Below are 23477 nucleotides of genomic sequence, written 5' to 3'. Positions count from 1 at the left end.
AAAAGCTCGCAACCACGCACGGCGGTGAACAAATACATTTTCGGTAAAAGCGCAAACGCGCATTATAGTAGTAGAGACGTAGTATGAAAAAACAACATCTAAAATTGCTATTTAGTCCATCAGACTTAGTTCGGTACGTACAATCACCGTTCGCCTCATGGATGCAGCGCTTGTGTTTGGAAGTGCCTGAAAAACAATTGCTCAAAAATTCACTTTTAATTAAGTTTTTATATTGTTTTGATTTTAGTTCGTTAATAAAAACTTTAAATAGCCCTCAGTCACGGAAAACCTTCCATAGATTTCAAAAAAGGACTACTCAATGAAAGACTTTTCGCCATCAGACCTGAAAACTATTCTGCATTCAAAACGGGCAAATCTCTATTACTTAGAATATTGTAGGGTGATGCAGAAAGATGGTCGAGTGTTGTATCTAACCGAGGCCAATAAAGAAAACCAGTATTTTAATATTCCCATAGCTAATACGACTGTTTTGTTATTAGGTAATGGTACATCTATAACTCAAGCCGCTATGCGTATGTTAGCTCAAGCTGGCGTATTAGTTGGATTTGCAGGCGGTGGTGGTACGCCTTTATACATGGCAAATGATATTGAGTGGATGACGCCACAAAGTGAATATAGACCAACAGAATATATTCAAGGTTGGTTATCTTTTTGGTTTGACGAAAAAAAACGTTTATATGCAGCCAAACAATTTCAAAACGCACGTATTGAATATTTAAGTAAAGTTTGGAAAAACGACCAAGATTTAAAAACAGAAGGTTTTACTACTCAAGACCCTAATCTAAATTCGGCATTTGAGCGTTTTGAAACTCGTACTCTTGAGGCAACCAAATCATCAGAGTTACTACTTACTGAAGCGCAATTAACCAAGGTTTTGTATAAGTTTGCGGCCAATAATACCAGCATCCAAGACTTTAGTCGTCAACATCAAGGATCATCAAAGCAGCATACCGATAAAGCCAACGACTTTTTAAATCATGGTAACTATTTAGCTTATGGTCTAGCCGCCTGTACGCTGTGGGTGTTAGGTATTCCTCATGGCTTTGCTGTTATGCATGGTAAAACTCGCCGTGGCGCTTTGGTATTTGATATTGCCGACTTAATCAAAGACGCTATAGTTTTACCTTGGGCCTTCATCTGCGCTAAAGAAAACGCCACAGAGCAAGAATTTCGCCAGCAAGTATTACAAAAATTTACCGACCACAAAGCCCTAGATTTTATGTTTGAGCAAGTTAAATCTGTAGCTTTACACAGTGAAAATGGGTCAGAGGTGAACGACTGATGATGGTGACTTTTGTCAGCCAGTGCGAAAAAAACGCCCTTAAGAAAACAAGGCGAGTACTCGACGCATTCGCCAATCGCATTGGCGATAACACCTGGCAAACGGTAATAACAGAAGATGGCTTAATCACAGTCAAAAAAATGCTACGCCAAACCGCCAGTAGAAACACAGCTGTTAGCTGCCACTGGATACGTTCACGTTCAAGGAGCCAATTATTGTGGATAGTGGGGAACAGGCATAAATTTAATAGCGAAGGGATAGTGGCGGTTAATTATACCAAGTTAGATCTTGAGCATAAAGAATGGGAGAACGGTTGGGAATTAAATGAAGCTATTATGTTGGCGTCGAGTATTGCTGGTTTATTTCATGATTTTGGAAAAGCTAATGATTTATTTCAACAAAAGTTAGCCGGCACTACGAAATCAAAATCTGAACCATATCGTCATGAATGGGTATCGTTAAGATTATTTGAAGCCTTCATTAAAAATTTAACCGACCAAGAATGGTTAACAAAACTGGTAGAAATTAATCAGCAATCAAATGCTTCTCAAGCTGAAAATGAAATACACAAAATATTATTTAAGGATAACGGAAAACATCAAAACCCGTTTAACTCGTTTAGTGACAATACTCAGTTTGGAAAGTTAGTTGCTTGGTTGATTGTATCGCACCATCGTTTACCTTATCCGCAAATCAACCCTGTTAGATTAGATGAAGCTGAACATTGGTTAACAAAATGTTTTGATTGTCATTGGAATTCTAAAAATGCAGAAAATTTGGCTGATATAGAATCATCAGTAATTAACGCGAATTGGAATTTTGCTCATGGAACACCATTGTTGAGTAAAACATGGCAAAACAAAGCGAGTGAAATTTCCAAACGAGCATTGAGTTATCATAAATTGTCTGAAAAAACAGATTGGCTAAATCAACGTTTCGTTAGCCACTTGTCAAGATTGTCACTCATGTTGGCTGATCATTATTATTCATCTCTTGAGTTAAAAGATTCAAAGATGAAATGGCGTGATAATAGCTATCAAGCGAACGCCAATACGGATAGAAAAACAAATCAGTTAAAACAAAAATTAGATGAACATAATATTGGTGTTGCACATAACGCTTTTCTATTTGCTAAAAACCTTCCCGCTTTAAAATACACATTGCCAGCATTGGCGCAGCATAGGCTTTTTTCACAAAGCGCGAAAGACCGCAAATACCAATGGCAAGACAAAGCGTTTAAAGCGTCAAAAGAGTTTGCTAAAACCAGTGAAAAACACGGTTTTTTTGGTATTAACATGGCATCAACAGGCTGTGGTAAAACCATGGCAAATGCACGAATTATGTATGCCTTAGCGGATGAACGCGAAGGTTGTCGATTCTCAGTTGCTTTAGGTTTACGTACTTTAACCTTGCAAACTGGTGATGCCTATCGAGATCTACTTAAATTAGGTGATGATGAACTTGCCGTTTTAATTGGTTCTAATGCCGTTAAATTACTACATCAGTTAAATAAAGATGACGAAATATCAGTAAAACCTGATCATGGTAGTGAGTCTGCGCAAGATTTTTTTGAACAATTATATGTCAGTTACGAAGGGCAAATTTACGACGGACGTTTAAAGCATTGGCTTAAAGGCAATCCTAAATTAGAGCAATTAATCAGTGCGCCTATTTTGGTTAGTACAATTGATCATTTAATGCCAGCTACAGAAAGTAAACGAGGGGGTAAACAAATTGCGCCTATGTTGCGGTTATTAACATCAGACTTAATTTTAGATGAACCCGATGATTTTGGTTTAGAAGACCTACCCGCATTATGCCGATTAGTTAATTGGGCAGGTATGTTAGGTTCACGGGTTTTATTATCATCGGCAACGTTACCACCGGCGCTTATAAGTGCTTTATACGACGCTTATGTTGCAGGTCGGAACCATTACAACCAAGCTAATTTTCCACACAATAACAATCTAGGTGTTGTTTGCGCTTGGTTTGATGAAAACAAAAGTGAAGTCGAATTAATAAAAAATAAAGAGGACTTCAAACAAAAAAACAACAGGTTTGTCGAGTCACGTTTAAAAAAATTAACGGCTAACAGTAAAGTACTACGTAAAGGTAAAATTGTTAATATAGAGTTGCCTATCACTGAAAATAGCGATTTAGCAGGTCAAAATATTGATGAGAAAAATCAGCAAGTTTATCAATGTGTGGCAGATACCATTCACCAACAAATTTATGAATTACATAACCAACACCATGTAACGCATAGCAGCGGCAAAAAAGTATCTATTGGTGTGGTTAGAATGGCTAACATTAATCCGATGATCTCTGTTGCTAAAATACTATTAGCTATGTCTCCAAGAGCCAACTATCAATTTAATTTTTGTATTTATCATTCGCAGTTTCCCTTAGCGCTACGTTCTTACAAAGAATCTCGCTTAGATAAAACCTTAAATCGCTATGATGAACAAGCGATTTGGCAACAACCAGAAATTGCCAAGGCATTAAAAGCTGACGACCTAAATAAAGTACCGGTAGACAATCATGTGTTTATTGTATTAGGCACATCAGTCGTGGAAGTTGGGCGCGATCATGATTACGATTGGGCAATTGCAGAGCCTAGTTCACTACGTTCAATTATACAGTTAGCGGGGCGTATACAACGGCATAGGCAAGCTCCACCTACCACCGCAAATTTGGTGGTGCTTAACCAAAATATACGAGCATTAAAAGGTGAAAAAGTGGCTTATTGTAAGCCGGGTTTTGAAACCCCTGAGCTCCCCCTTAACAGTAAAGACCTGAATGAACTATTAACAACAGAGTTAGACAATATTTCTGCAATACCAAGAATCGTTGAGCCGAAAGAGATAAAAGCCGACGATTTTAAAAAATCACCAAAAGATAAGTATATTGCTAACGCTGCTAATTTATTTTCAATACAAGAACATAGGTCGCTACGAATAACATTAGATGTGATGGGAGCCGATTTAAAACACAAGGACTTTTATAACTCAATCAAACCTGCATCACTTTGGTGGAATGAAAGCCCTGCAATCGATTGGAGTGCTGAATTTATTCGTCAAACCGAATTTAGAAAATCACAAGCACAAGAAGAGTTTATTTTACGGTTAGAAGAAGGTGAAACATTAGCGTGGAGCCAAATTGACGATACCCGCTATCCACCTGTGTATTTAGAACAAACCAATCGCTTTATGGATGAAAATAAAACGACTGAATTGGCCCAGGGTAATCATTGGTGGTTTCACTTAAGCGTTGAAGAAACATATCAAATTTTTGCAGATAAGTTAGATGAGAGCTTACAACAGGTAAGTGAAACCTTTGGTGTTATTGGTTTAAGAGAGCCAAGTAAAGATCAAGAATTAAATTGGCACTGGCACGAGCAGCTAGGTGTCTTTGATAATAAGTAAAAGGAAAAACGATGGAAGCAACATTAACTCAAGCGCTAGCTGATTATATAGAGCAGCGCAAACAAGCTAAGTTGGAACCTTTTCAAAAAGCACTGAATAAGGTGTTAGAAAAAAGTGAAAACGAAATAGAGATAGCGACAGCTAAAGCCGAATACGCAGAAAAATCGGCATCTATTGAAGAAAGTTATAAACCTGTAGTGTGGCTAACCGATGCAGCAAAAAAAGCGAAATATATTAAGTTAGCTACTCATGCTATTAAGTTTACCCATAGTGATGCTAAAGCAAGTAGTATTTTATTTAGTAAAACAGATATGGAGAATCAAAGTTTTTTAGCCACAATATCTTTGAAAGAAAAGTATATTGATGCTGTTTGTTCGGCAGGGTTCCTAGGTATAGCCAAGTTTTTAAAAATAGAAGTTAATGGTGAAAGCCTGATCACGCAATTGCAACAAAATCATGCACAAGCGTTGAGTGCTTTTACTGATAATGCCGAATTATTACAAACTTGGGTAGATGATTTTAAGTTAGCGCTGGTCGATGAAAAGTTAAGCTCACATAATTTAAGTAAGCAGATTTATTTTCCGATTAAGTCAGAAAGTAATGACGTTGAGTATCATTTATTGTGTCCGCTATTTTCATCGGCATTGGCGCATAATTTACATAAAAAAGTCACGGGCACGCGTTTTGGTGATTCCAAAGACATTCGTGATGCCCGCAGAGCCAATAAGTACGATGAACGAATCGATGTAAGTTTTCCAGATACAGCCGTACAAACTTTTGGGGGAGCCCACCCTAAGAATATTTCGGAATTAAATCAGGAAAGGCAAGGAAATAACTTTTTACTTAGTTGTAAGCCTCCTACTTTTCAGGCACAAGTTAAGCCGCCTATCAATAATACCAGTTTATTTAACCGACAACTGACATTCAAAGTATCGGGGTACTTGCGTGATTTTAAAGCCTTTTTAAGCAATTTAAAGCCTGAAGAAAATAACTTTAAAGTTCGTTACAAGCGCGATTATCACTTTATTTTACCCATACTCGATCAACTAATGATCCACGCGGCCAATATTCAAACATTACCAACTGGCTGGGCAACTGAATCACATTGCAAACTAAAACAGGCCCATGCTTTATGGCTCGATGTTTATAACCCACATGAAAGTTTTCAACGTGAACGTGAAAAGCTTGATTGGCAACCTGTGATAGCTGCTGATTTTGCCAGTTGGTTAATGAAACAATTAAAAAATGATGAGAAATATCGCTTGGGTGATATCGAACACGCTTATTTTTCTAAAGTTTGTTTGCACCAGTTAAAACGTTTTGAACACAACACACCAAAATTAGCGGAGGCACAACCATGAGCCAATATTTATTACTTAAAAAAGTATCGGTCCAAAATGCCAATGCTATTGCTGGCTTAACTTATGGTTTTCCTGCTATAACCAATTTTTTGGGTTTTGCCCATGCATTATCACGTAAATTACCTGAAACGCTAGCCGTTAATTTAGGTGGTGTTGCAGTCATAAGTCATAAAAATACGGTACACGCAAGACAACCTAGAGGTTGGGGCGATTATGTTTTTGCATTATCCCGCAACCCGTTAACGCAACAAGGCAAGACGGCACCCATTAATGAAGAAGGGCGCATGCATATGCAAGTATCTTTGTTGATTGAAGTAAATGGCTTGATTGCGGGCGATACAGAAACTAAAGAACAATTAATTGAGTATGTAAAACAAAACGTGCCAGAGTTGCGTTTAGCAGGTGGTCAAATTACGCATATAGAAAGTATTGAGTTAACCCCTTTAAATGAAGAACAAAAAACATTACGAAAATTAATGCCGGGTTTTGCCTTGATTGATCGCAGTGATTATTTAGCTGAGCATTTTCAACAGCAAAAAGCGATAAATGATAATGCTTGTTTATTTGATGCATGGTGTGATTTTGCCCAGCTTAAATTTAAAGCTGAAAAAATAACAAGTGAAGATGAACAAGAAACCGAAGCTCTTGAAAGCGTAAATCAAAAAGCCAATTGGCATTATGTAGCAAAACCTCAAAGTGGCTATTTAGTGCCGATTAATGCGGGGTATTGTGCAATCTCTCCAATTTATGAAGCTGGCGAAGTAAGCAATGTAAGAGATTCAACAGTCCCTACTGTCTTTGCTGAAAGTGCTTATAGCGTCGGTGAATGGAAAAGTCTACATAACATCAAAAATATTGAAATAACCCTTTGGCGTTATGAGCATCAATATCCTTGGTATGTCGCTAAAACAATCCCTTTCGAAGACGAAATTATTGAACCTGGTAGTTCTGAAGCAATGCCTTATTAATTAATGTGTAACAAGAAAATTAACAAAAATATTTTATCAATGGAGTAATAAAAATGGCCGAAATTAAATTAAAAACACCATCAGTATTAGCATTTGAAGCTAAATTAGTACCATCAGACGCACTCATGTTTGCAGGCAACTGGGAGCAGCAAGTATGGCAACCGATACAAGTGGGTGAAAAAGCAGTACGTGGCACAATTTCAAACCGTTTAAAAGCTGCAACGGCAAATGATCCAACAAAATTAGATGCAGAAGTATCTAAAGCCAATTTACAAACAGTTGATATTGCCGCCTTAGCGCATAAAACAAATACTTTAAAAGTTGTTTTTACCTTACGAGTATTAAGTGATTTGGCAACTCCATCAACCTGTAATAATCCTGATTATCAATCTGAACTGGCTAATAAAATAAAACAATACCAAGCAGATGTAAGTTTTGAGGAATTGTCAAAACGTTACGCTTTCAACATTGCCAGCGCTCGTTTTTTATGGCGTAACCGTGTAGGTGCCGAAAATGTAAAAGTTGTTGTAACCGTGGCAAATGAAACCATTGAATTTAATAGTCAAGACTATTCGTTACGTGAATTTTCAAGTGACGCAAAAATCACTCAACTTGCAAAATTTATTCAACAGGGCTTAACCGATAATCATGTATTGATAAAAGTAGAAGCTTATAGTCAATTAGGTGAAGGACAAGCGGTGTATCCATCACAAGAATTAGTGATGGGTGGTGGTAAAGGTGATAAAAGTAAATTTTTATATCAGCTTGATGGCCAAGCAGCCATGCACTCTCAAAAAATCGGTAATGCATTACGCACAATAGATACTTGGCATCCAGCCGTCGACGAAGTGGGCCCAATTGCTGTTGAACCTTATGGTTCGGTAACAAACCGCGGAGCGGCTTACCGTCAACCAAAAGAAAAAACAGACTTTTATAACCTACTCGATGCTTGGATGATTAAAGGCAAAGAGCCTGCGGTTGAACAACAACACTATATTATGGCGATGTTAATTCGTGGTGGCGTATTTGGGGAATAAACTAATATGAAACACTATATCGATATCACCATTTTACCGAGTGACGATATTGGTGTTCATTTTTTGTGGTCTAAGCTAATGATGCAAGTCCATTTAGCTTTAGTGGAAATACAAGACAGTAATAAGCAGGTGCCTATTGCCGTGAGTTTTCCTAACTACAGAATGAACACCGACAAACCGGGCTTTTTAGGTAATAAATTGCGTATGTTCTCTGTAAACAAAGCAGATTTAGAACGATTAAACATTCATAAATGGTTAAGCCGTTTAACGGATTACCTGCATATTAAAAATATTGCGGATGTTCCGGCTGATGTTGATTCATTTGAAAACTTTAATCGTCGACAAAAAGCTGGGAGTCCAGATAAACATATTCGGCGAAGAATGAAACGGCATAATGAAACATTTGAGCAGGCGAGTCAGCACTTTGTTGATTATGAAATGTCGGAGGAAGATAAAGCTCTGCCATTCATAAAAATGAAAAGTCTTGGTAGTGATAATGACTTTAATATGAGTATTATTAGAAAAACGGTGGTACTAAATAATGCTCCAGTCATGTTCAATACTTATGGGTTAAGTAAGCAAGGATGTTTACCTAAGTTTTAATCTTTAATTTTCGCTCTTTAAAAAATCATAATTAAATCAATAAGTTACAATATGTAGGTAAATATAAGGTAAAAATTAGAATTTTTATCTAACTACATGTTGTAACTTATTTTTTTGTCATTATTCTATTGTTAGCTGCCGCACACGCAGCTTAGAAAATATAGCCAAATCGCACCCGCATTGTCAGCTGGTTAGCTGCCGCACACGCAGCTTAGAAAATCAACGTTTTCAAATTCGCGAAGTACAATTTGTTAGCTGCCGCACACGCAGCTTAGAAAAGCACTGTTGTAGAGAACCAAGCGGATTTTGAGTTAGCTGCCGCACACGCAGCTTAGAAACATATTAATGAGTTAGACACATCACCTAAATTGTTAGCTGCCGCACACGCAGCTTAGAAAATTCAGCAATTGTACAAGAATGACTATTCAATGTTAGCTGCCGCACACGCAGCTTAGAAATGATGATTCTAGCGCTATATCATCAAAGTACCGTTAGCTGCCGCACACGCAGCTTAGAAAACAGAGCTACCAGACCAACAACCAGCCGAACCGTTAGCTGCCGCACACGCAGCTTAGAAATTATAGCCGCAGCACTTTACCTTGTTTCAATCGTTAGCTGCCGCACACGCAGCTTAGAAATAAACAGCCCTAACACCGAAGATGCGACAGCTGTTAGCTGCCGCACACGCAGCTTAGAAATTTAGGAGTAACGCTATGAAAAATGCAGATAAGTTAGCTGCCGCACACGCAGCTTAGAAATGAGAAGAAAGAAGAAACCAAGCCAGTTGACAGTTAGCTGCCGCACACGCAGCTTAGAAAAACTTGGAGAGTTGAGTATTTAGGTATCCGTAGTTAGCTGCCGCACACGCAGCTTAGAAAAAAAACGGAGAGTGAATGATGACCATTAAAGAGTTAGCTGCCGCACACGCAGCTTAGAAATCGAAAGAGGGCGGTTTAATTTGGTAGTTTTCGTTAGCTGCCGCACACGCAGCTTAGAAATATATTGCCAAAGGGAAATAGAAACCATTAAAGTTAGCTGCCGCACACGCAGCTTAGAAATATAGTTTGATTATCAAGTCTGTACGATTCAAGTTAGCTGCCGCACACGCAGCTTAGAAACTTGAGTCTTACTTCTGAGTGTATCAACTTTTGTTAGCTGCCGCACACGCAGCTTAGAAATTTTCCGGTGAACCGAATCTATTGGTTGATATGTTAGCTGCCGCACACGCAGCTTAGAAAGAAAAGAAATGGTACGCATTCGCTTGCGAGCTGTTAGCTGCCGCACACGCAGCTTAGAAAAAACTGTATGCGGGGTGGTGGTTGCCCTCGAAGTTAGCTGCCGCACACGCAGCTTAGAAAGTCTTGCGTAATTGAAGAGCAGTAACTATTTGGTTAGCTGCCGCACACGCAGCTTAGAAATTTTTCGTTTTGAGTGACAAATGCAATTTAGTGTTAGCTGCCGCACACGCAGCTTAGAAAACAAAAAAGTGGACTGGATCACGTCAACACAAGTTAGCTGCCGCACACGCAGCTTAGAAATGTTGGAAAAGTGTTTAGCATTAACGTCTCAAGTTAGCTGCCGCACACGCAGCTTAGAAACATGGTTATGTGTAGTTGATACCGATGGGAATGTTAGCTGCCGCACACGCAGCTTAGAAAGTCAGGTATTTTGATATATGCGATTTATATAAGTTAGCTGCCGCACACGCAGCTTAGAAAGAATAGATTTCAACTGCTCAAGCTCTGTTTTGGTTAGCTGCCGCACACGCAGCTTAGAAATTAAACTTTTACAGGGCTTACCGTCTTTGTCAGTTAGCTGCCGCACACGCAGCTTAGAAAACCCCTATAAGCACAAGCGCGGCCCATACCGCGTTAGCTGCCGCACACGCAGCTTAGAAATGATGGAGCGCTACCCGCTATACCGCCTTCTTGTTAGCTGCCGCACACGCAGCTTAGAAAAATAGCCGCGGGAGCTGGTTTAAAGAATAAATGTTAGCTGCCGCACACGCAGCTTAGAAAACGAAGTAAACGTAACCAAATCATTCTATGAGGTTAGCTGCCGCACACGCAGCTTAGAAAGCACCATAAAACGTACTATCAACGGTTGCTGCGTTAGCTGCCGCACACGCAGCTTAGAAAACCACGACCACCATTGGCAACGGCAAAGGTATGTTAGCTGCCGCACACGCAGCTTAGAAATAACCGCGTTTTTAGAAAGCGGAAGCGATAAAGTTAGCTGCCGCACACGCAGCTTAGAAATTAACCTTCGGCCCTTTGTGATATCCTAACTCGTTAGCTGCCGCACACGCAGCTTAGAAAAAACTGTATGCGGGGTGGTGGTTGCCCTCGAAGTTAGCTGCCGCACACGCAGCTTAGAAAGTCTTGCGTAATTGAAGAGCAGTAACTATTTGGTTAGCTGCCGCACACGCAGCTTAGAAATTTTTCGTTTTGAGTGACAAATGCAATTTAGTGTTAGCTGCCGCACACGCAGCTTAGAAAACAAAAAAGTGGACTGGATCACGTCAACACAAGTTAGCTGCCGCACACGCAGCTTAGAAATGTTGGAAAAGTGTTTAGCATTAACGTCTCAAGTTAGCTGCCGCACACGCAGCTTAGAAACATGGTTATGTGTAGTTGATACCGATGGGAATGTTAGCTGCCGCACACGCAGCTTAGAAAGTCAGGTATTTTGATATATGCGATTTATATAAGTTAGCTGCCGCACACGCAGCTTAGAAAGAATAGATTTCAACTGCTCAAGCTCTGTTTTGGTTAGCTGCCGCACACGCAGCTTAGAAATTAAACTTTTACAGGGCTTACCGTCTTTGTCATTAGCTGCCGCACACGCAGCTTAGAAAACCCCTATAAGCACAAGCGCGGCCCATACCGCGTTAGCTGCCGCACACGCAGCTTAGAAATGATGGAGCGCTACCCGCTATACCGCCTTCTTGTTAGCTGCCGCACACGCAGCTTAGAAAAATAGCCGCGGGAGCTGGTTTAAAGAATAAATGTTAGCTGCCGCACACGCAGCTTAGAAAACGAAGTAAACGTAACCAAATCATTCTATGAGGTTAGCTGCCGCACACGCAGCTTAGAAAGCACCATAAAACGTACTATCAACGGTTGCTGCGTTAGCTGCCGCACACGCAGCTTAGAAAACCACGACCACCATTGGCAACGGCAAAGGTATGTTAGCTGCCGCACACGCAGCTTAGAAATAACCGCGTTTTTAGAAAGCGGAAGCGATAAAGTTAGCTGCCGCACACGCAGCTTAGAAATTAACCTTCGGCCCTTTGTGATATCCTAACTCGTTAGCTGCCGCACACGCAGCTTAGAAAAAACTGTATGCGGGGTGGTGGTTGCCCTCGAAGTTAGCTGCCGCACACGCAGCTTAGAAAGTCTTGCGTAATTGAAGAGCAGTAACTATTTGGTTAGCTGCCGCACACGCAGCTTAGAAAAGCTCGAAAACGTGTCATTGCTGCGGTCATAAGTTAGCTGCCGCACACGCAGCTTAAGAATAAAAATTTAAGTTTAATTTAAACGATAAAAGCTAAATGGTCGGAATTTTGTGTCAACTCTGGCAGTGTAAGGTTCTCTCAGTGAATCTCAATTTGATATCTGTAGCCCTATTATTAATATGAAGTTATGATAAAGATCTACATGTTTTTTATGTTGAATAATGAATAAATATCCCTTTAAGGATTAATGTGTCTTCTGATTATTACAACAACAAAATAGAAGAAATAGCCCCTCAGTATTTGTCGCTGTCTTTCCTCGATGTACATAACAATTGGGCGCATCATTTAACTCCATTGTTTGAGCAATCTAACGTCTCCATTTTAGATGTGGGGGCAGGGGTGGGGAGGGATGTTAGTTACATCGCGGATTTAGCTGAACAAAAATTGAAAAGTGACCAAAGTTATCAGATTTATGCTGTTGAACCTGCCTTGGAAATGTTGAAAGTAGGTAAGGTAACCACGGGAAATAAAAAGGTTCACTGGATTCAAGATGCTTTGCCTGCTCTTGATAAAACCACAAAATTAGAAGTTAACTTCGATTTGATTTTGTTAAGTGCGGTATGGATGCATGTTCCTCCAAGTCAACGGGCGAGAGCCATTCGTAAACTGGCTAATTTACTTAAACCTGGTGGAAAAATCGTTATTTCACTTAAGCTTGGAATGACCAAAGAAGAACAGCAAAGTCGTCAAATGTTCGATGTAAGTGTTGAAGAAGTCGAACATTTAGCACAAAACTATGGTTTGTTTTCCAAATTCGAAGCGCAAAATGAAACCGATAAACTCGGACGAGAAGGGGTTTATTGGCAGACATTAATTTTGCAGTTGCCAGACGATGGAACGGGCGCATTTCCTTTTATTCGCCATGTTGCTATCAATGATGGCAAATCAGCAACTCATAAACTTGCTTTACTCAGAGTGTTATTGCGAATAGCTGATGGTCACCCTGGTGCTGTCATACGAAGAGAGTCTTTAGCTAGCGGTGACAGAGTTATTTTACCCTTGGGGTTAGTTGCGTTGTATTGGATACATCAATACAAAGACTTAATTGACCATCATCAACTATTCCAAGTACCAAACGCGAAACCGAACATGGGATTTATGAAACCTGACGGTTGGCATAAATTACGACATAGAACAGCGTCAGATTACCGAATTGGAAACATGTTTACCGGTGAAGATGCCATTGCACTGCATAAAACCCTAAGCGCCAGTGCCTCGAATATCAAAGAAATGCCTTGTCAGTACATTACTCTGCCTAATCAAAAAACACAGGTTTTTGAAGCGACAACTAAATCTGTTAGGGCTAAAGATAGTATTTTCCTAGATTTACCCACATTACAAAAATGGGGCGAATTTTCATTACCTGAAACCACATGGCTGGCGCTGAGTCGCTATGCTTGTTGGATTGAACCCGTTTTAGTTAATGAGTGGGTGAAAACGATGGCGGCGTATAAAGGCAATTCGGATTATGCCAAGCCTGAAAAACAAGTTTACCTTTATCAAGCGCTCAAGTGGTTGGATCCACAGCGAACGACGTCTGAAGTTCGCAGTCGTTTTGAGACATTAGCTAAGTCGCAATCAATACAATGTGTTTGGTCTGCAAAGCGTTTAAACCAAAAATATGACATTGATCACAGCATGCCTTTTGCTCGTTGGCCTAATAATGATCTTTGGAATTTAGTTCCAAGTGATTGCAAAGTGAATAATATCAAACGAGATCGATTGCCCTCTGAGCATAAATTAAAGGAAGCAAAAGAACGTATGCAAGACTGGTGGTTATCTGCTTGGTTAGAAGATGATCTTACCAATCAGAAACAACGCTTTTTTGCTGAAGCGAATATAGCATTGCCAGGGTTAACGCCACAAAATGACTCGATAGATGACTTATTTGAAGCTCTGCTGCTCCAACGAGGTAGATTAAAGGATATGCAGCAACTCAATGAATGGTAATTTCAGGTATTCGCTTGTTGCATTAATTTTCACATCTTTAGTGAGTTAGAAAAAAGTCACCGTTATTTAGCTAATAACGTATCCCCACTCATACTTTCACATCTTAAAAATAATTGATTCATTGCTGTTGGCGTTCCATTATGTTTCTTAGATTAAAAGGGGCTGAAAAAGGAATTTTAAAGGATGAAAGAACAGGACAAAATCGCTTTATTTATTGATGCAGACAATGCGCCTGCTGCAAAAATTGGCATAATTCTGTCAGAATTGGCGCGTTATGGTGTAGTCAATATTCGCAAAGCTTACGGCAATTGGAAAAGCCCTAATATTAAGCCATGGGAAGATGTGCTGCATGAATTCGCTATCCAACCTATCCAGCAATTTGATTTAACCAAAGGCAAAAATGCCACTGATATTGCATTGGTAATCGACGCAATGGATATTCTGTATACCAAAGATGTTGATACAATATGTCTAGTCTCATCTGATTGCGATTTTACACCTCTAGTTACCCGAGCTTTGGCTGATGGTAAATTTGTGATTGGTTTCGGAGAACGTAAAGCACCTACTGCATTTGTGAATAGTTGTTCGAAATTTCTTTATCTCGATGAAGAACCTGTAGACGAAAAACCAATAACCCATCGAAAGCCTAGTATCAAAAGCGATACGAAATTAATGAATATGTTGCGCCAAGCAATTGAAGCCTCTGAAGATGATGACGGCTGGGCTAACTTGGGGGCGATAGGGACGCATATTGCGAATCATGCATCTTTTGATCAACGAAATTTTGGGTTTAAAAAACTCAGTGATTTATTTGCTGCCATCGATTTATTTGAAGTGAAGCGAAAAAACGGTTCAGGTACTTATGTACGTGATTTACGCAAAATGAAAACACACTGATTGATGTTTGCTACTAATAAAGATTAGTAGCAAATATAAAAATCAAAATTATCGCAGTTCACTTTATTAAATCTCATTGCTCGTATAGACTAATATTTGACCAGATCAAAGGACTGTTATTATGCGAAATGTATATTTCTACCCGGTTATTTTCTTTTTTGCATTTAGTTTATCTGCCTGTGTTGCTGATACTCAAAGTGTTAAAACTTCCGAACTTTCTGAATCAGTTGATCAGGCTTTAGGAGCTGATGATTGGTTAGGGGCATCCTATGATGCGCCGGAAAATTGGACTGAAGACAAAGGCACTGAGTTAATTAAATACACTGCACCTGAAGATGATAGCTTCATGGTAATCACAGTGGTGAAAGGTGCCGATGATGCTGCTAAGGCGGCCATGCAAGCTTGGCAAAAATTTTCTCCTGGCTTTGCCCGTGAAGTGCGTTTCATTAACGATGAAGTAGCTAACAATGGTTGGCAACAGCAAACCTTTATTGAATATGAAAGCGCGATTTCTGAAGAGCGGGGGTTTTATGCCGTTGTTTTGCGTAACGCTAACGACTGGCATGTGGTGCTGGTTGATTCTAGCTTTGCCGTGTTGGGTAAACGCGGCTCTCAGTTAAACACCTTACTACAAAGTTATACCGTGCTTGGCTATGACGGTGAGAACTTCGCTAGTGCGTCTGCCCACAAACTTGATCCACAAAAAGTAGAGGCGTTGCTCAGTTTTGTAAATGAGTCTGCCAAGAAGTTGAAAATACCCGGTGCTGGGATTGCGGTGATGCAAGATGGTAATGTGGTATATGAAGGCGGAGTCGGGGTGAAAAATATCGCCAATGGCGAGCCTGTAGATAAAGATACTTTGTTTATGGTGGCTTCGAATACCAAAGGAATGACCACTTTATTGTTGGCTAAACTTGTTGAGATGGGCAAGCTCGATTGGGATGATAAAGTTACCGATCACTATCCTGAATTTAAACTAGGTAGCCAAGAAACCACAGATAAAGTGCTTATTCGCCACCTCGTCTGTGCGTGTACAGGTTTACCTCGTAAAGATTTGACATGGGTATTTAATAGTGGTCCAGATGCGCCAGCGTTAATGGCTGTAGAAGATTTAGCCAATGTAGAGCCTACCAGTGATTTTGGTGAGTTATATCAATACAATAATCAAATGCCGGCAGTGGCCGGTTTAATAGCAGGTCATATTCTCTATCCTGACATGGAAATAGGCGCCGCTTACGACAAAGCAATGCAAGAATTTATCTTTGATCCTTTGCAAATGAATAACACCACTTTTTCTTTTGAAACGGCCTTAGCGGGCAATGTTGCAACACCTTATGCAATCAATTTTGAATCTGAGATTGAGGAAGTTGAACAGACCAGTGATCAAGGATTTAATCTGACGATATTGCCTTATCGTCCTTCTGGCGGTGCGTTTTCTTCCGCCTCGGATATGCTCAAGTATCTTGCTAATGAGTTGACGCTAGGTGTCAGCCCACAAGGTAAAAGACTCTTTGCACAAACGCCCTTATTGGAAAGACGTATACCGGGTGTGTCTTCTGGTAAAGACGAATATTACGGCATGGGGCTGTCGACCAAGAAAATCGCAGGGGTAGAGATTATTGAACATGGCGGCAGTATGGCTGGCTATAAATCGCAATTTATTGTGATACCCAATGCCAATGTCGCCGCGGTTATTTTGACCAACTCCGATGAAGGCTATTACTTAACTTCTGCATTTCAGCGCAAATTAATAGAGTTGCTCTATGATGCCGAGTCTAAAGCGGCTGACGAAGTGGATGTATTTGCCCTTGAACAACAAAAAATCAATGCATCGCGTTTAGATGAAATGGATTTGCCTGGCGATGCTGCGATTTTAGCTAATTTAGCCACTCACTACGAAAATGATATTTTGGGCGAAGTGTCAATTTCAACGTTAGCGGGAGAAACCATCTTCGATCCTGGCGTTTGGAAAAGCCCGTTAACCACTAAAACCAGTTCAGATGGCTCAAATTCTATTGTGATGCTTAACCCAATCTTGTTTGGAGTGGAGTTGGTTATTGGACAAAACGAATCCGGTAAACGGACTTTAAAATTGATCGATAGCCAACATTCTTATGTGTTTACCGAAGTGAGTGCTAAGTAAGCTATTTACTGATTTAATTCATCGATTGTTTGCTAGGTGGTCAGTCTGCCTAGCAAACGTCTGAATTGTGTATTTATTCTTCTTCTGCCTGTCTGTTACGTCTTTTGGTTAAATCTGCTCAAGGCTATTCGTTGTTTATTTCTTAGTGCATTGTTTGTATGCCCCTGCACCATAACAGCCATTTAGTCTTTTAAAAAAATAACATTTGAAAAAAAAGGTTTAACAGTAATTATGCTAAATCTTCCTCACTGTTTTTGCTACTAGTATCCAATAATCAATAAGTTAACTCAGTCTGAATGTTTGCTTGTACCTCGTTTATACGTAATTATACGCCCACGGTATGAAAATTGCTGACCAGATGGTCAACTTTTAAGTGTAATCTCAGTGGAGAAGTATAAATATGTCATTTTTGAAATACGCTAAGCCCGCCATGTTGGTTTTGCTCGCAGCTAACACAGTCGCCTGTGGTAATACCGAAACGCCTAAAACACAAGTTGAGCCTGTCAGTACGCTAAAAGTAGCCCAACAAACCCGTGCAATTAAAGCGGTAGTGGTGACCATGTACGAGTCTGGCGAGGCAATGGGAGATGAGGCGGGTGAGCTGCAACTCTGGTTGGAGCGGGGTGATTTCTCTGAGCAATTAGACTTCCCACTCGGTGAATACGATTTATATCTTAATAAAGATGGCGTCTTGGTGATTTGTGTGGGCGGCGGTATTCCCAATGCAACGGCATCGATTATGGCATTGGGCTTAGATCCACGCTTTGATCTAAGCAAAGCATATTGGGTAGTTGCAGGGATTGCCGGTGGTGATCCACAAGACTTGTCGTTGGGCTCGGCTGCATGGGCCAAGCATGTTGTTGATGGCGATCTTATTTATCAAATAGACGCCCGAGAAATACCTGAATCATGGCCATATGGGATTATTCCATTAGGTGCCACCGAGCCTGCCCAAGAGCCAGAAGACATTTCTACCGGATGGACACTAGATACAGTTTCTTTCGATCTAAACAGTCAGTTAGCCGATTGGGCTTACACTCAAACCAAAGACATTGAATTGGCAGATAGTGAAGGGATTAAAGAGTTTAGAGCGTTATTTAAAACCATGCCGAACGCGCAGAAGCCGCCTTTTGTGACCATAGGTGACACATTAAGTGCGAGTAAATACTGGCATGGTAAGCACCTAAATGAGTGGGCCAACGATTGGTTGAAGTTATACGGCGGTGATGATGCAAACTTTATGACCAGTAATATGGAAGACTCAGGCACCTTAACCTCACTTTTACGCTTGGCTCGAATTGGTAAAGTGGATCCGCAAAGAGTGATGGTTTTACGAACGGTAAGTAATTACACAATGGCGCCTGCCGACAAGTTAAGCAGTTGGAGTGTCACAGCGCCGTATCCTGATGGTGGTTATCCTGCTAAAGATGCGGCTTATGTAGTGGGGAATACAGTTGTTCAGGAAATTGTGAAAAACTGGGGTACTTATGAGAATACGTTACCTTACCAAGTGAAATAACAGGCATTAATTTGGTTTTGTTCAACTAGCAGGTTAAATTAACTTGCTAAAAACCAATCAATCTTAAAATAAACCATTCCCTTTTGGAGCCATTACAATGAAATTGGTGTGTTTACTCTCTATCTTTTGTATGAGCCTTGTGTGTAATACCTTTGCCGCAACCTTTGATAAAGAGTTTGAATCTTTTAAAAAAACGGCCTCGGCTGATGAGCTTTATCGGTTTTTATATGCGATGCCCAAAGGGGGCGACTTACACAATCATTCCACCGGTTCGAATCTGTCAAAATGGTGGTTTGATGAAGCCATAAAACAGCAGCAAAACGGTTATATTTACTATACGAAAGTGAAAATAAACAATTGCAAAGCCTATGCAGCAAGGCAAAATTCAAGCCCACCTTATCTAATGTTGTTTGTGAATATTCAGGAGTTTGAATACAAAAAACTCGATAGCTGTGAACAATCTGAATATAAACGCTTGCAAGATCTTAACCCAGAACAAAAACAAGCTTGGATGAATAGCATTCGTTTAGATAAGCCCACTGAGGGACGTGATGAGTTTTTTGAAACCCATTGGGCGCGACTTAATTCGTTGATGTTCAACCCCTATATGCAAGCCAATTTAATTGTCAAAAACATGCAAGCCTTTGGCGCTGAAGGTTTATCTTATTTAGAAACCGATGCTGGAGTGCGTGGTTTTGTGCATCCAGATGGCAGCAGTTTTGGGCATGAAGAAGTGTATCAAATTTACCTAAAGCGCTTTGCGCAAAAAGATGCCATCGACACGGGTGTCACGGTTCGTCTGCAATACGCGTTATTGCGGTTTTCTTCGCAGGCCTTAGACGGCCTAGAGTGGATGTATAAGTTTGTGTCTGAACATCCAGAGCTTTATGTCGCCGTTGATATGGTTGGCCGTGAAGACAACGACAAAGGCCATCCGTTGCGCTTTTTACCCACGATGAGAAAACTCAGACATCAGTATCACGGCGTTAACTTATCCATTCATGCTGGTGAAACTGATGAGCCTAATCAGCATATTCGCGATACCCTGTTACTCGGTGCCACTCGCATCGGTCATGGATTTAATTTAATCGACGATGCCGATACCTTATTGTTGATGCGCTACAACCAATACCTGATTGAAATTAACCTCATCAGTAATCTTTTATTGGAATATGTAGATGATTATTCACAACATCCGTTTCCTGAATATTTACGCTTAGGAGTGCCGGTAGCATTATCCACGGATGACCGGGGCATGTGGGACTCAAACATGACCGATGAGTATTATACTGCAGTGACAAACTTTAATATGTCGTGGTCGGAATTAGTCAAAACAGGTGCAAACTCTCTGGCATTTTCGTTTGTCGACGAGCAAACAAAACAACAACTTTTAGACGATTACTACCAACGTATCACTGAATTTGAAAAAGCCTTTAAAGCCAAAAAGATGACCGCGCTTCGTCAGGTGAAACCGGTTAGTTATTCCTACGCGTGTAAGGTATTTAAAGTCTGCGGTTCTTGATCTTAAAAGCACGGCTACATCTTATACGCGCAGCTTAGCCTAAGTTTAATCGAGCCGCAGTTTTCATTCTTAGATTTCTCGCGGCTGGGGCTGGTATCTTATAACCTAAACAATCCTTTGAACTCGACACTCTGGCGGCGCGATACCGTGACCTTAGTACCGTTTTTTAAGGTTAATTCTAAACTCTCATTCAGTAGTGGTGAAACCTGATCAATTTCGTTTAGATTTACCAACTGCTGCCGATTTGCTCTGAAGAATAAACCAGGTTGTAAGCGCGCTTGAATTTTACTCAGAGCTTTGTAAATCATCGGTCTATTGCGCTCAAAGTAAAGACGGCTATAGTTGCCCACAGATTCAATTAGATGCACATCCGCTATTTTCACTAACCAGCATTGTTCGCCATCTTTTACAAAAAACTGGCTATCAGCTGTAAGCAAGTCCGCTTTATCGGAGGACGGGCTATGGGGGCGGAGTTTATCCCTTACTTTTTCCAACGCTTGGTTGAGACGTTGTGCAGTGACCGGCTTCAAAATATAGTCTAAGGCGTTGAAGTCAAATGACTTAATGGCATATTGATCATAAGCCGTGGTGAAGATTACTTGGGGAACAGAGTCTAGTTCGGTGAGCAGATCAAAGCCGTCTTTTTCTGGCATATTAATATCCAGCAATATCAAATCTGGATTGGTCTCATCAATTAGATCAAGAGCCTCGTCAACATCTTGGGCTTCGCCCACCACCTCTACATCATTAACCTGTTCTAACAAGTTAATTAGCTCTAATCGTGCTAGTCGCGAATCATCAACTATTACTGCGCGTATCATCGCTGGTACTCCATGGAAGTAGTATATTGACCACAACCTGTTCATCTTGTTCGGTCATGGTAATAGTCGCGTTGTCGGCATAAAGCAGAGCCAAACGCTGTTGGATATTGTTTAAACCCATACCCGTGCTGTCTTGCGCACTTTTTTGGATCTTACCGCTGTTGCGTACTTGCAAAAATAAACTGTGTTCTTGGCGTTTTGCCACTAGACATAATTGGCCACCTTGTTTTTTGTTAGCAATGCCGTACTTAATCGCATTTTCAACTAACAATTGCAGCATCATGCGAGGAATAAATGCCTCTCGGGTATCCCTTTGAATGTCGAACTCGGTTTGCAAACGGCCTCCAAGTTGAATGTCCATTAAGGCTAAATAGTCTTCAATCATGGTTAATTCGTCGGCCAAGGTAACCAAGTGATTGTTATTGGAATTGAGTGTGTAGCGATACATATCAGCTAAGTGACTTAGCATGTCTCTGGCTCTGTTGGCATCTTCCAAAATCAGGGCGCGAATATTGTTAATGGTGTTGAACATGAAGTGGGGGTTTAGTTGGTTAATTAACGCCTCTAAACTGACTTGTTTGAGGGTATCATCGAGTTGTTGTTTCTCTGCCTTGATTTGTTCAAATCTATGATAGCGTTTAATGGCAAAGTAAAGTGCTGACCAAATCAACATCACTAAACTCAAGTTAATGATATTTGACACAAATTGCATCAAGGTGAACAGCGTAGGGGTGTTATACAAAGCCTCAGCAAAGGGTTCAAAAATGATAAACACAAATAAGGTAATGCATATGCCTGCGATGATACTAGCGCCAAACGCAGTTAAGGTTAACATCGGTGGTGGCAACGATAGTACTTTAGACAAGTGATAAAAACGTCGTAAGACCGATGAAACGAACAAACCAACAAGCACTAATACGCTAGTGGAGATGAACTCTGCCCAAGAACCGCCTTGCAACAAGGCTCGGCTAAAAAAGTTGATTGCGCCAAACAGCAACCAACCTATTAATTGAAGTAATATAAACGAACGTGACATCATATTAAATTCTAGCGTTAATCCATTCAGCCATTAAAACAAGCACATGGGTATCCATAGTTTGTTCGATACTAGCATACTCGTTAGGTAATCCTGTGTCTGCATTTTGAAATAAGTGATTTAGATTGGGCAGCGATTTAATCGTGAAATCTGCATGATTGTTCGCTGTTAATAGGGTGTTTAGCGCTGCTAAATTGGTCTGAGCTGCTACTTGCAAATCTTTAGCGCCGTTGATGGCTAGGATAGGGCAGCTAACCTTATCTAAATATTGTTTAGGTTGGTAGCCTAGAAAAAAGCGCATCCACGGTGAACCAAGTTGCTGAGCTTTGCCCGTTGCAGCGGCTTCAGTTGCACCTTTTTGAATGAAATAGTCACGAATCTCCTCGCTGCTCATGCCGTTAACAATGCGTTTATAAAGCTGTGTATCTTGTTGACGTTGTGCTTTTAGGGCAGCTTCTTCCACGCCCATTAACTTTTGGATATCAAAAGATTGTTGGGTGACTAAACTCACGCCATCAACCCCTAAGCCAGCCATCATCACCACAAAGGCAATGTCTTGGTTTTTACTGGCAAGCATGGGCGCAATCATTCCACCTTCACTGTGACCAATAAGGCCGATTTTATGTTGTTTTATATCAGAGCGCGCGGCCAAAAATTCAAATGCGGCTTGCACATCTTCGACGAAATCTTCGCTGGTGGCGGTGGCAAAATCACCACCAGACTGCGCGGTTCCGCGGTCGTCAAAGCGTAAAACTGCCAAGCCTTGTGTGGTTAAATAGTCTGCAATTACTGCAAAGGGCTTGTGTCCAAACAGCGTTTCATCACGGTCTTGTGGACCTGATCCTGAAATTAAAATGACTGCGGCAAAATCGCCTTCACCTTTAGGTTTAGTCAAGGTACCGGCCAAGTTGATATTTGCTTTGCTACTCTTAAATACAACGTCCTCAATCACATAATCAAAGGGAGCCTCTGGGGTTTGTGGACGCTCTGGCGCTTTTACTATTTCAATGCTGCGGTTGAGCACCAGTGGCAGTTTTGCACTACCTTGAGTAAAGGTGCCGGTTATGGTGTCTGGATTGCTGAAGCTTCCTGTAAAGCGCATGCCAATTGCATTTACTTTAAAGCTGACTTCTGGCAGCGCTACTAGCACGTCGTTAATGGGGATGCCGGTTGCACCTTGTGCTGGGCTATCTAAGGTTGCGGTGATTTGGTCACTTTCTTGAGAAAAATGCACGATCATCGGTAAACTGGTGTTTTCATTCACCTTTAACTCACCTTGCCAACTGCCAATCACATTTGCCAAAGCGCTAAACGCGGGTAGCAAGCCCCAAAAAATAATGATGAAAGAGATTAACGGTTTTGTTTTGAACATTTT

At 40.7% G+C, this 23477-nt stretch carries 14 protein-coding genes and 1 CRISPR repeat array; of the genes, 11 read left to right on the top strand and 3 right to left on the bottom strand.

The features are described 5' to 3' along the window. The first annotated feature begins 319 nt into the window (after positions 1-319). The 11 genes from cas1f to VUI23_RS13000 all read left to right on the top strand — a co-directional run bounded on the left by cas1f (position 320) and on the right by VUI23_RS13000 (position 20245). Positions 320-1303: a type I-F CRISPR-associated endonuclease Cas1f gene (gene cas1f, locus VUI23_RS13050; protein WP_342804627.1), complete on the top strand. Its 984-nt coding sequence runs from the start codon at positions 320-322 to the stop codon at positions 1301-1303. Next, positions 1303-4728, top strand: coding sequence for a type I-F CRISPR-associated helicase Cas3f (gene cas3f / locus VUI23_RS13045; protein ID WP_342804626.1), 3426 nt, complete (start codon positions 1303-1305; stop codon positions 4726-4728). The genes cas1f and cas3f overlap by 1 nt, the downstream gene beginning before the upstream one ends. 11 nt (positions 4729-4739) lie before the next feature. Further along, entirely contained in the window at positions 4740-6089 is a 1350-nt protein-coding gene (gene csy1 / locus VUI23_RS13040) for a type I-F CRISPR-associated protein Csy1 (RefSeq protein ID WP_342804625.1), read from the top strand. Further along, entirely contained in the window at positions 6086-7057 is a 972-nt protein-coding gene (gene csy2 / locus VUI23_RS13035; protein WP_342804624.1) for a type I-F CRISPR-associated protein Csy2, read from the top strand. Before csy1 ends, csy2 begins: the two co-directional genes overlap by 4 nt. Before the next feature lie 53 nt (positions 7058-7110). After that, a complete protein-coding gene (gene csy3, locus VUI23_RS13030; protein ID WP_342804623.1) occupies positions 7111-8094 on the top strand; it encodes a type I-F CRISPR-associated protein Csy3 in 984 nt (327 codons plus the stop codon). Between the two features lie 6 nt (positions 8095-8100). After that, positions 8101-8697 carry a type I-F CRISPR-associated endoribonuclease Cas6/Csy4 gene (cas6f, locus tag VUI23_RS13025; protein ID WP_342804622.1) on the top strand — a complete coding sequence of 199 codons (597 nt, stop codon included), beginning with the start codon at positions 8101-8103 and terminating at the stop codon, positions 8695-8697. Positions 8698-8827: 130 nt separating this feature from the next. Further along, positions 8828-12214: direct repeats of the CRISPR family, unit length 28 nt; unit sequence GTTAGCTGCCGCACACGCAGCTTAGAAA. Positions 12215-12403: 189 nt separating this feature from the next. After that, positions 12404-14164, top strand: a complete 1761-nt coding sequence (locus tag VUI23_RS13020) for a class I SAM-dependent methyltransferase (protein WP_342804621.1) — start codon at positions 12404-12406, stop codon at positions 14162-14164. A 183-nt stretch (positions 14165-14347) separates the two neighbouring features. After that, positions 14348-15061 carry an NYN domain-containing protein gene (locus VUI23_RS13015; RefSeq protein WP_342804620.1) on the top strand — a complete coding sequence of 238 codons (714 nt, stop codon included), beginning with the start codon at positions 14348-14350 and terminating at the stop codon, positions 15059-15061. Positions 15062-15182: 121 nt separating this feature from the next. Further along, entirely contained in the window at positions 15183-17204 is a 2022-nt protein-coding gene (locus VUI23_RS13010; RefSeq protein WP_342804619.1) for a serine hydrolase domain-containing protein, read from the top strand. Between the two features lie 400 nt (positions 17205-17604). Continuing rightward, complete coding sequence (locus VUI23_RS13005) at positions 17605-18723, top strand: purine nucleoside permease (RefSeq protein ID WP_342804618.1); 1119 nt, start codon at positions 17605-17607, stop codon at positions 18721-18723. Between the two features lie 97 nt (positions 18724-18820). Further along, positions 18821-20245, top strand: a complete 1425-nt coding sequence (locus VUI23_RS13000; protein WP_342804617.1) for an adenosine deaminase — start codon at positions 18821-18823, stop codon at positions 20243-20245. 98 nt (positions 20246-20343) lie between these two features. Here the strand turns inward: VUI23_RS13000 and VUI23_RS12995 are convergent, their stop codons facing one another. The 3 genes from VUI23_RS12995 to VUI23_RS12985 are packed head-to-tail and all read right to left on the bottom strand — an operon-like array spanning position 20344 to position 23474. Further along, positions 20344-21066 (bottom strand): LytTR family DNA-binding domain-containing protein, encoded by a 723-nt coding sequence (locus VUI23_RS12995; protein WP_342804616.1) that lies wholly within the window; start codon positions 21064-21066, stop codon positions 20344-20346. After that, a complete protein-coding gene (locus tag VUI23_RS12990) occupies positions 21044-22105 on the bottom strand; it encodes a histidine kinase (RefSeq protein WP_342804615.1) in 1062 nt (353 codons plus the stop codon). The genes VUI23_RS12995 and VUI23_RS12990 overlap by 23 nt, the downstream gene beginning before the upstream one ends. Position 22106: 1 nt before the next feature. Continuing rightward, complete coding sequence (locus tag VUI23_RS12985) at positions 22107-23474, bottom strand: alpha/beta fold hydrolase (RefSeq protein WP_342804614.1); 1368 nt, start codon at positions 23472-23474, stop codon at positions 22107-22109. Positions 23475-23477: the final 3 nt, after the last annotated feature.

The sequence above is a fragment of the Alteromonas sp. M12 genome (assembly GCF_037478005.1).
In the GTDB taxonomy this organism is placed as follows: Bacteria; Pseudomonadota; Gammaproteobacteria; order Enterobacterales; family Alteromonadaceae; genus Aliiglaciecola; species Aliiglaciecola lipolytica_A.
Note: the sequence above shows the minus strand (reverse complement) of the source record. Positions and strands in the feature narration are given on the sequence as shown.

Bases quoted from the DNA above. Each gene is read 5' to 3' on its own strand.
- cas1f (WP_342804627.1), top strand. From the start codon at position 320: ATGAAAGACTTTTCGCCATCAGACCTGAAAACTATTCTGCATTCAAAA.
- cas3f (WP_342804626.1), top strand. From the start codon at position 1,303: ATGATGGTGACTTTTGTCAGCCAGTGCGAAAAAAACGCCCTTAAGAAA.
- csy1 (WP_342804625.1), top strand. From the start codon at position 4,740: ATGGAAGCAACATTAACTCAAGCGCTAGCTGATTATATAGAGCAGCGC.
- csy2 (WP_342804624.1), top strand. From the start codon at position 6,086: ATGAGCCAATATTTATTACTTAAAAAAGTATCGGTCCAAAATGCCAAT.
- csy3 (WP_342804623.1), top strand. From the start codon at position 7,111: ATGGCCGAAATTAAATTAAAAACACCATCAGTATTAGCATTTGAAGCT.
- cas6f (WP_342804622.1), top strand. From the start codon at position 8,101: ATGAAACACTATATCGATATCACCATTTTACCGAGTGACGATATTGGT.
- VUI23_RS13015 (WP_342804620.1), top strand. From the start codon at position 14,348: ATGAAAGAACAGGACAAAATCGCTTTATTTATTGATGCAGACAATGCG.
- VUI23_RS13010 (WP_342804619.1), top strand. From the start codon at position 15,183: ATGCGAAATGTATATTTCTACCCGGTTATTTTCTTTTTTGCATTTAGT.
- VUI23_RS13005 (WP_342804618.1), top strand. From the start codon at position 17,605: ATGTCATTTTTGAAATACGCTAAGCCCGCCATGTTGGTTTTGCTCGCA.
- VUI23_RS13000 (WP_342804617.1), top strand. From the start codon at position 18,821: ATGAAATTGGTGTGTTTACTCTCTATCTTTTGTATGAGCCTTGTGTGT.
- VUI23_RS12995 (WP_342804616.1), bottom strand. From the start codon at position 21,066: ATGATACGCGCAGTAATAGTTGATGATTCGCGACTAGCACGATTAGAG.
- VUI23_RS12990 (WP_342804615.1), bottom strand. From the start codon at position 22,105: ATGATGTCACGTTCGTTTATATTACTTCAATTAATAGGTTGGTTGCTG.
- VUI23_RS12985 (WP_342804614.1), bottom strand. From the start codon at position 23,474: ATGTTCAAAACAAAACCGTTAATCTCTTTCATCATTATTTTTTGGGGC.